We start from the raw sequence: 14,352 nt of genomic DNA, 5'->3' as shown, positions 1-14,352 counted from the left end.
GTGATGAAGCATATTGCCGTACTGGGCACGATCGTTCTTGGTTTGGCTTTCACCGGACCCGCGTTGGTTGATGCTGCATCAGCCAGGCCGGAAACAGTTCCTGTTGAGCGTGGTGAACTGCACGAAACACTCGTCCTTGATGGCGTGATCGAAGCTGTTCAGCAGAGTACCGTGTCGGCGCAAGCGAGCGGTACTGTGCAGTTACTGCCCTTTGATGTGGACGATTCAGTGGTTGCCGGCGACCTGATTGTGCAGCTTGATGGCAGCGAGCAGCGCGCCCGGGTCAACCAGGCGCAGGGTGGTCGGGATGAAGCAAAAGCTGCTCTTGACGATGCCACGCAGCAGTTCAGCCGGATTGAAAGCGTGCACGAGCGGGGGCTTGTTTCGCGGCAGGAGTTTGATCAGGCCCGGAACAATCTGGCTGGCGCCAGAGCGCGGCTTGAGCGCGCAGAGGCGGCGTTAGCCGAAGCCCGGGAGCAGTTGAGTTATACCCGGATAACTGCGCCCTATGGCGGCATACTGACTGAACGCCATGTGGAAATCGGCGAATCCGTAAGCCCGGGGCAGCCGCTGCTCAGTGGCCTGTCGCTGGAGCAGCTGCGAGTCGTTGTAGATCTGCCCCAGCGGTACGCAGACCTTGCCCGGCGAGACCGGCAAGCGAAAGTCACGCTTGCGGACGGGCGGGTGCTGGAAACCGGGGACATGACCTTTTACCCCTACGCTAATCCTGCCACTCATACCTTCCGTTTACGTATGCGCCTTAGTGAGCCTAATGGGTCCCTGTTTCCCGGTATGCTGGTTAAAGTCGGTGTTCCGGTCGCAACGCGGGATGCACTCTGGATTCCCGCCAGCAGTCTTGTGCGTCGCAGTGAGCTGAGGGCAGTTTTTGTGCTGGATGATGAGGACCGCCCGCGGTTACGGCAGGTTCGTATCGGCGCAGAACAGGACGGTCGTCTGGAAATTCTGGCTGGCCTGAGCGCGGGGGAACGGGTTGTTATCCATCCTGGTGAGCTGATTGGTACAGATCGTCTGAACATTTCGACAGGCCCGGCCTCTGGCGCAAGTGTGGATAAGGAGGCAGGGAATTGAGTCGCGAACTGCCCCCGGTCGGTCCCTCCGGAGCGATTGCCCGGGTTTTCCAGAATAATCATCTGACGCCTCTGCTGGCGTTGCTTTCGATCATCCTGGGTGTGCTTGCGGTTGTCGTGACTCCGAAGGAAGAGGAGCCGCAGATAGACGTCACCATGGCGGACATCATGGTGGCTTTTCCCGGTGCCAGCACTCAGGAAGTAGAAAGCGCTATCGCAACCCCGGCCGAACAGGTGATGAGCGAAATTGCCGGCGTTGAGCACGTATATTCTGTGTCCCGCCAGGGTCAGGCGATTATTACCGTGCAGTTTGAAGTCGGCATTCCGCGAAAAGAAGCGCTTGTGCGGCTTTATAATCAGGTTTACTCGAACCAGGATTGGCTGCCGCCGGATCTGGGTGCCACACAGCCGGTCATCAAGCCCAAGGGTATTGATGATGTGCCGGTCATGACACTGACTCTCTATGATCCGGCCAATGGGCATACGGGCGAAGAGCTCACTCGTCTCGCCCACATGCTGGAAGTCGCGCTCAAGCGGGTGCCCGGAACCCGTGATGTCTACACAGTAGGTGGCGTGCCCGACCGGGTGGATATTCATTTTGATCCGGCCCTGCTTGCCGGATTCAACCTCACCCTCAACGATATTCGCGATGCCCTGAGAGCGGCCAACAGCAGCAGCCAGGAAGCCCGTATTACCCGGGATAACCTCTCCATCCCTGTTCAGGCCGGTACCCTGCTTGAGAACGTGGATGATGTGCGCAGCCTTGTTGTCGGCATGCACAACGGCGCGGCGGTGCATCTGGACGACGTGGCAAATGTGAGTCGCGGCGGCACGGTTGCGGACCAGAGCGTGATAACCGGTTTCGGGCCGGCAGTTAATGCGAACAGTGTCGGGCAGCCCGGTGACGTATACCCGGCCGTCACACTGGCCATTGCCAAGAAGCCAGGGCAAAACGCGGTGGATATCACCACCGCCATTGAGCAGCGACTGGAGCAGATCCGCAACCGCGCCCTGCCTGAGGGCGTGGAAGTTATTGTTACCCGGGATTATGGCGAAACCGCCTCGGCTAAGGCCCGAAAGCTCATTTCTGACTTGATTTCCGCTACTTTGTGCGTGGTGTTGCTCGTGCTGGTGGCCATGGGCTGGCGCCAGGCGCTGATTGTGGGTGTGGCGGTACTGATCACGTTGTTGCTGACGCTGGTATTCTCCTGGGCCTGGGGCTTTACACTGAACCGGGTCTCTCTGTTCGCCCTGATTTTCTCCATCGGTATTCTGGTGGATGACGGCATCGTGATAACCGAAAACATCAACCGCCGGATTCGCAACTCCAACCACCCGTTGAAGGACATTATCCCGGTGGCGGTAGACGAAGTGGGCACGCCTACCATTATGGCCAGCCTGACCATTATGGCGGCCCTGCTGCCCATGGCTTTCGTGACGGGGCTGATGGGTCCATACATGAGCCCTATCCCCATCAACGCATCCGCCGGTATGGTGCTGTCGCAGATTGTTGCCTTTGTGGTTGCGCCCTGGCTGGCGTTCAGGTTGCTGAAACGGAAAGAAGGCGAAACTGTGACGGAAGCGGAAGGCGCCGGCAGTTCAGCCGATGGCGTCAGCCCCATGTCCATGAAAATATTCGGTGGTGTCCTTACGCCGTTCCTTGGCGATCACCGCTGGCGTCGTCGCTTGCTCGCGCTTGGAGTGATCCTGCTGACACTGGCGGCTGCCTCCTTGCCAGCGTTTCAGGCGGTGATCATGAAAATGCTGCCCTTCGACAACAAATCCGAGCTTCAGGTTGTGATTGATATGCCCGAAAGTGCGCCGGTGGAGCAAACCCAGCGGGCGCTTATGGAAATGGGCCATTATCTGGAGAGCGTTGACGAAGTGACCAGCTGGCAGAGCTATGCCGGCACGGCCGCGCCCATTAACTTCAATGGCCTGGTACGCCAGTATTACCTGCGCAGCGACCCCTATCAGGGCGATATTCAGGTGAATCTCAGCGATGAAGATGTGCGATCCCGTCAGTCCCATGATATTGCCCAGGCTTTGCGGGCGCCGCTGACTGCCATTGGCAAGCGCTACGATGCCAGCGTCAAGATTGTTGAAGTTCCGCCCGGGCCACCCGTGCTGTCACCCGTGGTGGCAGAAATCTATGGTGTCGATGCCGGCCAGCGGGCTCATCTGGCTCGTTCGGTAGCAGCGGGTATGGCTGAGGTGGACGGGCTGGTTGATATCGATACCACGCTGGAAGCGCCTACCCGGCAATGGGAAATTGAAGTGGATCGCGCCCGGGCTGCTCGTCTGGGCGTATCCCAGGCTCAGGTTGTTGAGGCATTGCAGATGGGACTGGGCGGTGTGAACGTCAGTTTTTTGCACGATGATCATGCAAAGTACCCGGTGCCGATTCGTGTAACCCTTGAGGAGGCTGATAAAGCCCAGCCATCGGTGCTTATGTCCCTGCAGGTGCGCAGCCGCGATGGCAATCTGGTACCTCTGGCGAGCATTGCACAGGTGCGTGAAGCCGACTGGATGGGCGCCATCTACCACAAGAATCTGCTGCCGGTGACCTACGTAACTGCGGATATGGCGGGAGCAATAGATTCACCTCTATATGGCATGTTTGCCATGGTTTCGCGCCTTAATCAGCAAGAGGGCGCACCCGAACAGTTCTTTATCGACCAGCCACCGCTGCCGGAAAAAGGCACGCTCAAATGGGACGGTGAGTGGCAGATTACCTACGAAACCTTCCGCGATATGGGTGCCGCCTACAGCGTGGGCGTATTTATGATCTTTGTCCTGCTGGTGGCCCAGTTCCGCTCTTATATCCTGCCACTTGTTATCATGGCGCCCATACCGCTGACCCTGATCGGAATCATGCCCGGACACGCATTGCTGGGCCGGGAATTTACCGCCACGAGTATGATTGGCATGATCGCTCTGGCTGGCATTATCGTACGTAACTCCATATTGCTGGTGGTGTTTATTCAGCAGCTTCTGGAAGAAGGCATTGAGTTGGATCGGGCCGTGGTCCTGGCCGGTGCGGTGCGCATCAAGCCAATTGCCCTGACGGCCATCTCGGCGATGGTGGGCGCTTACTTCATACTCAATGATCCGATTTTCAACGGGCTGGCAATCTCTCTGGTGTTCGGGCTTGCGCTCTCCACACTTCTGACGGTGCTTGTGGTGCCACTGCTCTACTACACTCTTGCCAGACGCGGTTGGGTTCAGTAATTCTGGCCGCCGGTCCAGTAACGTTGCATTTTCACAAACAGGAAAGATGCGCTCCAGGTGATCAGTACCAGGCCCGTGAGCCCTTCGATTCCGGTGAGAAAACGCAGCGCACCGACGGGTTCGATGTCACCGTAGCCAACGGTAGTAAAGGTACTGAACGAAAAGTAAACGCAATCCAGGAAGCTGCCGTTGAAGTTGCCCGTTAACGAGCCCCACGTGTCTGCGTGGTGCATGAAAAAGTAGGCTGCGGCAAAAACCCAGACCTGTGCGGTGTGAGCGAGCAGCACGCCAAGGACGGCAACGACAAGGCGGAAATGATGGCGGGAGTGCATTTTTGCCAGCAGGCCGCTCAGGCGAACAAGCACCTCGTGGTGCATAAGCACAACCAGCACCACAATAAGGGAATTGATGGCGGTTGCGCTGAGCATACTGGCATGATCTTCTGCGAACAAACGTATAGTACTCCAAACCGTGCTTTTGAGGCCTTACTGTTGGACAGTAATCCGGAGGCGTCCCTCAAAGACACTATGATGATAGCACCCGTCCTGCGACGGGGCTTTATTTACCTTAGCTGGCCAATACTCGATGTCCAAACGACTTATACCTGTAATCATTCTGGCAGCCGGTGTTCTGGGTTTCCTGTTTCTGAAAATGACTCGCCCCGAGCCGGCTCAGGTCGACGCAACCGAACGCAGCTGGCGCGTGCAGGTTCAGGCGATTTCCCCCGGAGCACACACGCCGGCGCTACCTCTGTATGGAGAGGTGGTGGCACCTGAACAGGTGTCGGTGGTGGCTACTCTGGCCGGCCGCATTGGTGAACGGCCGGTTTCCGAAGGGCAACGGGTGAGCGCCGGAGACTTGCTGGTTGCTCTGGATGCCGGGGATGTTGAGCCGGTGCTGGCCCAGGCGAAAGCCCAGGTGGCCGATCTTGAGGCACAGATTCGATCTGAGCAGGTACGCTACCGTAATGATCAGGCGGCCCTCAAAAGCGAGCAGGCGATTCTGGCCAACGCTCGCCGGCAGCTGGAACGTACACGTTCCCTGGTAGATCGCAATCTTGCTTCCCGTGAGAATCTGGAGAGCACGACGGACGGCGCGGCCAGAGCCGAGCTCGTCGTCAGTATTCGCCAACGCGCCATTGACGAACACCCAGCACGGCTGCAAAGCCTCGAAGCGAGGCTCTCCCAGGCCGAGGCAACACTCGCGACAACGCAGCGGGATGCAGAGCGCTCCCGGGTTGTCGCCCCGTTTGACGGTGTTGTGACAGATGTTCAGGTCGCGGTCGGCGATCAGGTATCCCGAAACCAGAAATTGTTCTCTGTCTACGCCATCAAAGGTCTTGAGCTTCGTGCCAGGGTACCCGATATGTATCGGGCCGAGCTGCTAGGCGCACTGGCTGAAGGCAAAGACCTTTATGCCTTCAGTGACAAGCGGGAGGTTCGCTTTCGATTTGAGCGTTTCGCCGGTACCAGTGACCCCGCCGGAACCGAGGCAATACTTGCTCTGGAAGGAGACGCCGCAGGCCTGCGCCCGGGTGCTCTGCTGCCGGTCAGCCTCGAACGACCAGAGCGCAGCGCAACGGTAGCCGCTCCGTTCAGCGCCCTTTACGGCGCCGACAGCGTGTACCTGATGACAGACGATAGCCGTATGCGGCGAGTTCCTGTAGAGCGTGTGGGCGAAGTTCTCTCGGCAAATGGCGAGCGCCGACTGCTGATTGCTGGCAATGCACTTGAACCCGGCGCCCGCTTGATTGTTACGCATCTGCCCAACGCCCTCACCGGGCTGAAAGTGGATGTGACCGGCGACGAGAGCCCGGCACAATGAGGCGCAATAAAGGCGTCATCGGTTTCTTTGTGCATCACAAGGTTGCGGGTAACCTGGTGATGCTCATGATGTTGCTTGCCGGTGCGTTGGCGCTTACCCGCATGAACGTTCAGTTCTTTCCTACCTTTGCGCTGGACGTGGTCAGTGTGCGTGTGGTCTGGAGTGGTGCCTCTGCCGAAGATGTGGAGCAGGGAATTACCAATCCTCTGGAGCAGCGCCTGCGCAGCGTGGACGGGCTCAAAAAGATGACATCCACTTCGGCTCAGAGTGTGGCGTCCATCACTCTTGAGTTTCAGGAAGGTACTAATCCGATTACCGCGCTGGACGATGTGCGCCAGCAGGTCGATGAGTTCAACAATTTCCCCGCAGACGCCGAGGAGCCACGCGTTGCCCGGATTGAACGCTACGAGCCTGTCGCCCGGTTGCTGGTGTTCGGGGATGTTGACCGCAGTGAACTGCGGGCTCTGGCGTACCGCTATGAAGATGAGCTCCTGCAGCAGGGTATAGACCGGGTATCTTTCCAGGGCTTGCCGGAACGGCAAATCAGTATTGATGTTCCGGTGGAAAGGCTGGAAACGCTGGGGCTTACACTGGGACAGATTGCTGACCGGGTGGCTTCGGTTTCACGGGATTTGCCGGCCGGCATCATGGCCCAGCAGGATGCGGCCCGGGAGCTGCGGTCGGTTGAGCAGCGGCGCAGCCCCCAGGCGTTCGAATCTGTGCCTGTTCTCAGTGGTGAACGCACGCAGTTGCGGCTTGGAGATATCGCTACGGTCCGCGAGGAGGATCGGGACAGCCAGGTTACTCTCACCCGCAACGGGTTTCCGGCCATTGAACTGCAGCTCCAGCGCTCGGAAAACGGTAATTCCCTGGCTGCAGCAAAGGTACTGCAGCAATGGCTCGATGAGACGCGGGCCACACTGCCGCCTTCGATAGAGCTGGAGGTTTACGATGAGACCTGGCAGCTTCTGAACGACCGCATTTCCCTTTTGACCAGTAACGGCCTCAGCGGTCTGATACTGGTTGTTTGCCTGCTCTATCTGTTTCTTCCGGGGCGCGTCGCTTTCTGGGTGGCAGTGGGGATCCCAACGGCATTTCTTGCAGCTCTCGGCGTGCTCTGGCTCATTGGTGGTTCCATTAACATGATCTCCCTGTTTGCGCTGATCATGGCGCTCGGGGTGATTGTAGACGATGCCATCGTAGTGGGTGAAGATGCCGACGCTCATGCCCGTATGGGTGAAGCCTCGATTTATGCTTCAGAGGGCGCAGCCAAGCGCATGGTCTGGCCTGTGCTGGCCTCGTCTCTGACCACAGTTGCCGCTTTTATGCCGCTATTGGTTGTGGGTGGTGTCATTGGCAACATTCTCGGCGACATACCGGTCGTCATGATCTGCGTGCTGATCGCATCGCTTCTGGAGTGTTTTATTGTGCTGCCGGCGCATTTACGGCACGCCTTTACCCCCCGGCATACAAGTAAAAAAGAGGCGGCAGAGCCAGCGGCCCCCAGCCGGAATCCGGTTGCGCGTTTCCGTACTGGTTTCGAGCGCAGGTTTGACCGCTTTCGTGAAGGTCCTTTTCGTCGGTTTTCCCAGCGCAGCCTGGAAAGCCGGGCAATTACCATGGCCTGTGTTCTGGCGTTAGCACTGTTTACCGTGGGGCTACTCGCAGGTGGCCGGCTCGGCTTTAACTTTTTCCCGACACCGGAGCCCTCGGTGCTCTACGCCAATGCAAGCTTTGTTGCAGGCACTGACCGCAAGACCGTTGACCGGTTTATGGCCGATATGCAGAAGGCACTGAATGAGACTGAATCGGCGCTGGGTGGCAGCCTGGTATTGCATGCAGTTGCTACGGAAGGCGCCACGCTGGGCGCAGGCGGGAGCTCTCGTGCCGGTGATGAGTTGGGCTCCATCATGATCGAGCTGGTGCCTTCGGATCAGCGCCCTGTGCGCAATCCCAAATTCATCAACGAATGGCGCAGCCGTCTCACTCTGCCCGCCGGGCTGGATAACCTGGCCATTTCCGAGCGCCAGGCCGGGCCCCCGGGCCGTGATGTGAATGTGCGGCTGACCGGTGACAACTCGGAGAACCTGAAGTTTGCCGCGGAAGAACTGGCGCAGGCGTTATCGACACTGCCCGGTGTACTGGATGTGGAAGATGATATGCCCTGGGGCCGGGAACAGCTGATCTACCAGACCAGTGCCTATGGCGAGGCGCTGGGCCTCACTACTACTGATCTGGGCAGCCAGCTTCGGGCAGCGTTTGATGGGCGGGTTGCCCAGATCTATCAGGACGGACGTGATGAAATGGAAGTGCGGGTGCAGCTGCCCCGGGATCAACGTGAGCGTTTGTCTACGCTGTCTCGCGTTACCGTACGCATTCCCGATGGACGTTTTGTACCTCTCGGACAAGTTATGAACCTGGATCACCGCCAGGGATTCGAAGCTCTGCGCCATGCCGATGGCAAGCTGGCCGTAGAAGTAACCTCCGCGCTCAATACCCGGGTAAGCACTTCGGCCCAGATCATCGAAAGCCTGCAGGCCGATGCTTTGCCGGATATAGCCAGCCGCTACGGTGTTCGTTACAGTTTTGAAGGCCGCTCGGCGGATCAGCGGGAAACCATTGCTGATATGAAAACCGGTTTGTTGATCGGCGTGGCGTTGATGTACGTGATATTGGCTTGGGTATTTTCTTCCTGGAGCCTGCCACTGATCGTGATGGCGATAATTCCCTTTGCCCTGGTCGGTGCCTTGTTGGGCCACTGGTTAATGGGACTGCAGCTTACGGTTTTATCGCTGTTCGGCTTTTTTGGTCTTGCCGGCATTGTGGTGAATAACGCGATCATTCTGGTGTCGTTTTACAATCAGCAACGCCAGAAGGGACTGGGCATCAACGAGGCGCTGAACGAAGCGTCTGTTCAGCGGGTGCGTGCCGTGTTGCTGACGTCGCTGACGACTATTGGTGGTTTGTTGCCGCTGCTGTTTGAAACTTCGTTGCAGGCGCAGTTCCTGATTCCCATGGCCACCTCCATCGCCTTTGGCTTGGGGCTGTCTACCGTGTTGGTCCTGTTGGTGATTCCGGCCCTGTTGTCCTGGCTGGAACAGTTTCGGGAATGGCGCGCCAGTCGTCAGGGTGAGGAGGCAGAGCCACTGGGGGCAGCAGAATCATAATCGGCGGTAAGGAGCGGTACCTTTATGACTGAATCTCTGCTGGCTGTTCGTGGGCTGAGCAAACATTTCGTCAGTGGCAACGAAACTGTCCCGGTTATTGAAAAGCTGTCGTTCACTCTCGGGCAGGGCCAGTCGTTGGCGCTGACAGGGCGCTCAGGTTCCGGTAAAAGCACGCTGCTGAATCTGCTATGTGGTCTGGAGGTGGCAGACGCCGGCACCATCGTCATGCAGAGTCAGGTTTTTGAGGCTGGCGGTTCTCTGGCGCGTCGAACCGCAACAGCATGGTCTGCGTTGCGCAGACAGTCTATTGGCGTGGTGTTTCAGGAAGCAAACCTGATGCCGGCGTTGTCGTTACTGGAGAATGTGCAGTTCCGGGCTCAGCTTGCTGGCCGCGATCCAGCCAACAGTGAAGACTGGCTCACCCGCCTGGATATTGGTGAGTTGGCCCAACGCTACCCGGATCAGGTATCCGGTGGTCAGCGCCAGCGAGCGGCTCTGGCTATGGTGTTTGCCATGGAGCCGGCGCTGATTCTGGCGGATGAGCCAACGGGCAGTCTTGATCGCCATACTGCCGACGAGGTTACTCAGGTGTTGTTTGATCTTCAGGCCCGCTACGGCTGCGGTCTGATACTGGCTACCCACGACGCCGAACTTGCGGCCGGTTGCCAGCAGCATCTGGATCTTGGCCATCTGAGTGGCGTATGAAGAGCTCCCTGTCTCTTTCCCCCTATTTCTCTCTGCCCCTTGCCCTTCTCAGCCATTATCGCCGCCACCCACTGCAGCTTGTTGCTTTGGGTGTCCTGATTGTACTTGCCACCATGTTATGGACGGGTGTCAGCCACCTCACCAGCCAGGCGAGAGCGAGCCTGGACCAGAGTGAGCAAGCCGTGGCGGAGCGCCAGCAAGTGTTGCGGGGTGATGGTCGTGCTCTGACCACCGACGATTTTGTAACTCTGCGCCTTGCCGGTGTGTGCGTCATGCCCTGGCTGGAGGTAACCCCTGAGACCGGAAACCGCCTTGTGGGGATTGATCCCCTGGCTGCCCACTGCTTCGGGGCCGGAACCGGCGCATCTCAGACGCTGGACCAGCCTCTGAATGGCCAACCGTTTATGGATATGCGCGCTGCAGCCGGTGTCAGCGCCCGCGAAAGCCGTTTGTACCTGCTGACACCTGAAACCACCCGGGCTGCTGATCTGCCGGCGGGCTACTCTCTGAAAACCTTCGCAGCCAGCCCGGACACCGGAGAGCTCGGAGACAGCTTTTTGCTCAATCTCGAAGCTTTGGGTGTGTTGGTGTTGCTGATTACCGCGCTGTTGTTGCGCAGCGTGTATCTGCTGGGGCTGGCACAGCGCCGTGACAGTTTTGCTCTGCTAAACCGGTTTGGCGTGTCGTCGGGGCAGGTTCAGCGTTGGCTGGTGCTGGAAATTATTGTGCTGGCGCTGGTGTGTGTCGTGCCGGGCGTGTGGTTGGGCCGCTGGCTGGCGGCAGGGCTTGGAGGCGGTTTTGGTCAGGCTCTTGACGGGCTGTTTGATATTCCCCTTTATGCCGGTCAGGGGCAGGGGTGGATAACGCCGGTGCTGATTATGCTGACAGTGGTGGTGATTGCTTGCCTGGGGGACCTGCTTGTACTCAGGTTCCGTGATCGCCTGTCCCTGCCAGTGTCCGTTCGTGCAGGGTTGGCGACGGCCCTGCTGGCAGCAGGCCTGGTCCTGGCCTGGCTGGCGCCGTCGCTGGCATGGGTGTTTGTGGCCGTGGCTCTGGTTTTCGCCGGTGCCGGCTGGCTGACACCTGCAGCCATTGCCCATCTCGCCCACAGGTGCGCAGGTATCTCGCAAGCCCCTCTCGCCCGGTGGCGCTATCGGGAGCTGGCAGTACTGGCACGCCAACTCACATTGCCACTGGTTGCCTTGCAGTTTGCCCTCGCCATGGTGCTTGCAGTGCAGGCGCTGGTCACCACCTTCGAGGATACCTTTGATCACTGGCTGGCCCAGCGACTGGAGGCAGCTTATTACATTGAAGTGTCAGCCGGAGCCGACGGGCGCCAAGCGGCAGAATGGCTGACCAGCCAGCAAGTGAACGAGCCCGGTTTGCAGTGGCACAGAGTGGTTCGGGGGCAGGCCCAGCTGACAGGTGTGGGTAATGCGGGCAGCCCTCAGGTGGATGTGTTTGCGGTTTCCCCCGTGGGCTCCCTGATACGCGCATGGGCGTTACTGGAAGCGGCAGATCAGCCCTGGGAAATGTTGGCCTCAGGCGAGGGTGTGATGATTAACGAGCAGCTGGCGCGCCGGCAGCGGCTTCAAGTTGGTGACCGCCTGCAACTGATTCTTGGTGATCAGCCTCAGGCGCTTTCGGTGTTGGGCGTTTACCCGGACTACGGTCGGCCTGTGGGGGAGGTGCTGCTGAATGCTGAAACCTTGCCTGAAAATTTCAACGTCCGCTTCGAGAGCTTGTCCGTAACGCCCGGCGAGCCCGGAATCGCGCCGATTACCGATGCACTGCAGCGGATCTGGGGCGTAAATGCGCTAACGGTGAGAGACAACGGCACTATCCGTGAGCTGGCCACCGGTGTGTTTGATCAGACCTTTGCGCTCACTCGCGCCATGACACTTCTGACTCTGATTCTGGCTGCTTCCGCGTTGCTGATGATGGGTTGGGTATTTTTCTCGACCCGGGCCTGGTACTTCCGGTTATTGGTGGTCTGGGGCATGTCGCAGCGTGAGGTTGCAGGTCAGTTGCAGCGGTTGGCGCTTCTATTAACCGGAGGTATCGCCATATTGGCGTTGCCTCTTGGCATATGGCTGACCTGGGTGCTGGTGCATCGGATTAACCCTTTGGCGTTTGGCTGGTCGTTGCCCATGGCTGTGTATCCCGCGTTCTGGCTGGAGCTTTGTATTCTCAGCCTCGCCATCGGCCTGAGCATCGCGGTTCTGATGCGTCGACAGCTTGGCAGGCCTGCGGTTGTGCCTGCACCTGCCAGCGCTATGAACGGAGGTGAGCGATGAACCGGTGCACGGGTTTGCTATTGGGGATGTTACTGTTTGCCGGTTGCTCGGGCGATAACGGAGATGACAGTTTTGCCGGTCTCGCGGGGCTTGAGCAAGGCGCTGCATCCGATACGCCATATTTGCAGCCGGGTCCGGGAGACCGGCTTATTTTTCCTGCCGATTTCGGGCCGCATCCGCAGCACCGCAGTGAATGGTGGTATCTCACCGCAAATCTTGAAACGGCAGCGGGTGAGCCTCTGGGGCTGCAATGGACACAGTTCCGGCAGGCAATTCAGCCCAGAGCTGCGACAGAAGCGGCGCCCGCCGCAAAAGACTGGCCGCTGCAAGCCGCCTGGATGGCCCATGGTGCTGTTAGCTGGAAGGGCCAGCACTATTTTGCCGAAAAACTTGCGCGCGGCGACATGGGGAATGCAGGCGCAACCGCCGTTCCGTTTCGGGTATGGCTGGATAACTGGCAGCTGACAGGTAACGCGGATAGCAATCAATGGCACCTGCAAGCTGCTGGTGATGGCTGGAGCTATGACCTGACCCTGAGCATTGAGGGCGCGCCTGTGGCTCACGGTGAGCAAGGGTTCAGCGCCAAATCTGCCAACGGGGAAGGCTCGATGTATTTCAGTTTGGTAGACATCGCCATTACCGGTGAAGTGACGCTGGATGGCGAGGTGCTGGCGGTCAGGGGCAAGGGCTGGTTTGACAGGGAATGGAGCAGCCAGCTTCTTAAAACCGGGCAAAAAGGCTGGGACTGGTTTGCGCTGCACCTCGATAGCGGCGACAAGCTGATGGCCTTTCGCTTGCGGGATGACAGCGGCAGTTTTCTATCAGGCACCTGGCTTCCCGCAGAGGATGATCCCGTGCCACTGAGCTCCGAGCAGCTGAGCCTGAAAGAACTGGAGCGACGCGACAGTGTGCCCGTACGCTGGCAGCTCAGCATTCCGGCCTACCAGGTAGAACTGCAGTTGAATGCACCACCCGGCGATTATCTTAACCGGGGGCTTTACCCTTATTGGGAAAGCCCGGTAACCGTGACTGGAAGCCACACTGGAGAGGGTTACATGGAGCTGACGGGTTACGCTGACTGAGAGTTTTTTACCAGGTAATCGTGCCCGACTCTGAATCTGAATCCGAATCCGAATCCGGACTCACAGGGCGGATATCGATGATGGCTTCGCGTTCGCTGGCATCTTTTTCAATCAGCTCACGCAACTTCACACCTTGCTCCTCCAGGGGTTCGGACAGATCAATAATAATCTCCACGCGGCGGTTCTTTGCGCGGTTTTCTGCAGAGATATTTTCTACCCGGGGCTCTGTATCAGCCAGCCCTTTCACTGCCAGGCGAGTGGGCTCAACATCGCCGGTAGCCAGCAAAACGTTTGCGACCGCGGCGGAGCGGGCTGCGGAAAGATCCCAGTTGCTGTAGAAGCGGGAGGTCCGTATCGGTATATCGTCGGTGTGCCCTTCTACCATAAGCTTGCCAGGCATTTCTGCCAGCACTTTCGCCATTTCCAGAAGCAGGCCCTCAAACTCATAGGTCAGTTCTGCCGAGCCAGAAGGGAACGAGCCTTTCTCCTCTACTCGTATAACGATACGATGCTGGTCCTGATCTGTTTCCACGGTAATCCGGCCATCATCAATGGCTTCCTCAAGAACTTCCCGGATGCTTGACGTGCTGGCCTCAAGGGATTCTTGCGCAGCGGCTTCCAGGGCCTCTTCTGTCGTGCTTTTCAGGGTCTGAAGTTCTGGCTGCTGATCGGTTGTCGTCTGCTTTATTTCATTGACCAGTGTTGGCTCGGGAGGCGCTGGGGAAAACTTGTCGAAAATCGGGCTGGTGCCTTGGGGAATCTCAAGCGCGGGTATATCGCGCTGAACGCCGAACGCCTTTGAGAGCTCACCGGCTATCTGCTTGAACTTCATCGCGTCGATTTCAGAAAACGACAACAGAAGCACAAAGAAACACATCAACAACGACATCAGATCGGCGAAGGTGACAACCCAGGCCGGGATACCCGGTTTTTCTTCTTCTGGCAGCTCATCCATGGG

The 14,352-nt window shown here is 58.4% G+C and carries 9 protein-coding genes; 7 read left to right on the top strand and 2 right to left on the bottom strand.

Annotation, left to right across the window (positions count from 1 at the left end; genetic code table 11):
- Nucleotides 1-3 precede the first annotated feature (3 nt).
- Both ACN0RL_RS00420 and ACN0RL_RS00415 read left to right on the top strand, forming a co-directional pair.
- Nucleotides 4-1,089: an efflux RND transporter periplasmic adaptor subunit gene (locus tag ACN0RL_RS00420; protein WP_417512664.1), complete on the top strand. Its 1,086-nt coding sequence runs from the start codon at nucleotides 4-6 to the stop codon at nucleotides 1,087-1,089.
- On the top strand, nucleotides 1,086-4,319 hold the full coding sequence (locus ACN0RL_RS00415; RefSeq protein ID WP_417512663.1) for an efflux RND transporter permease subunit: 3,234 nt from the start codon (nucleotides 1,086-1,088) through the stop codon (nucleotides 4,317-4,319). Before ACN0RL_RS00420 ends, ACN0RL_RS00415 begins: the two co-directional genes overlap by 4 nt.
- On the opposite strand, the gene ACN0RL_RS00410 is transcribed toward ACN0RL_RS00415, so the two are convergent.
- The gene (locus ACN0RL_RS00410; protein WP_417512662.1) at nucleotides 4,313-4,747 is read right to left on the bottom strand and encodes a potassium channel family protein; all 435 of its coding nucleotides are present in this window, start codon (nucleotides 4,745-4,747) and stop codon (nucleotides 4,313-4,315) included. The two genes, ACN0RL_RS00415 and ACN0RL_RS00410, sit on opposite strands and share 7 nt — an antisense overlap.
- Nucleotides 4,748-4,904: 157 nt before the next feature.
- Between ACN0RL_RS00410 and ACN0RL_RS00405 the strand changes: the two genes are divergently transcribed.
- Genes ACN0RL_RS00405 through ACN0RL_RS00385 form a run of 5 tightly spaced genes read left to right on the top strand, consistent with a single transcriptional unit; the run spans nucleotide 4,905 to nucleotide 13,394 of the window.
- Entirely contained in the window at nucleotides 4,905-6,143 is a 1,239-nt protein-coding gene (locus tag ACN0RL_RS00405) for an efflux RND transporter periplasmic adaptor subunit (RefSeq protein WP_417512661.1), read from the top strand.
- On the top strand, nucleotides 6,140-9,310 hold the full coding sequence (locus ACN0RL_RS00400) for an efflux RND transporter permease subunit (protein WP_417512660.1): 3,171 nt from the start codon (nucleotides 6,140-6,142) through the stop codon (nucleotides 9,308-9,310). The genes ACN0RL_RS00405 and ACN0RL_RS00400 overlap by 4 nt, the downstream gene beginning before the upstream one ends.
- A gap of 24 nt (nucleotides 9,311-9,334) precedes the next feature.
- Nucleotides 9,335-10,015: an ABC transporter ATP-binding protein gene (locus ACN0RL_RS00395; RefSeq protein ID WP_417512659.1), complete on the top strand. Its 681-nt coding sequence runs from the start codon at nucleotides 9,335-9,337 to the stop codon at nucleotides 10,013-10,015.
- Complete coding sequence (locus ACN0RL_RS00390) at nucleotides 10,012-12,312, top strand: FtsX-like permease family protein (RefSeq protein ID WP_417512658.1); 2,301 nt, start codon at nucleotides 10,012-10,014, stop codon at nucleotides 12,310-12,312. Before ACN0RL_RS00395 ends, ACN0RL_RS00390 begins: the two co-directional genes overlap by 4 nt.
- Complete coding sequence (locus tag ACN0RL_RS00385; protein WP_417512657.1) at nucleotides 12,309-13,394, top strand: lipocalin-like domain-containing protein; 1,086 nt, start codon at nucleotides 12,309-12,311, stop codon at nucleotides 13,392-13,394. Before ACN0RL_RS00390 ends, ACN0RL_RS00385 begins: the two co-directional genes overlap by 4 nt.
- Nucleotides 13,395-13,401: 7 nt before the next feature.
- On the opposite strand, the gene ACN0RL_RS00380 is transcribed toward ACN0RL_RS00385, so the two are convergent.
- Nucleotides 13,402-14,349, bottom strand: coding sequence for a flagellar motor protein MotB (locus tag ACN0RL_RS00380; protein WP_417512656.1), 948 nt, complete (start codon nucleotides 14,347-14,349; stop codon nucleotides 13,402-13,404).
- Nucleotides 14,350-14,352: the final 3 nt, after the last annotated feature.

It is taken from the genome of Marinobacter sp. (assembly GCF_048259445.1).
Classification (GTDB): domain Bacteria; phylum Pseudomonadota; class Gammaproteobacteria; order Pseudomonadales; family Oleiphilaceae; genus Marinobacter.
This window is presented reverse-complemented; position numbering and strand designations above follow the sequence as displayed.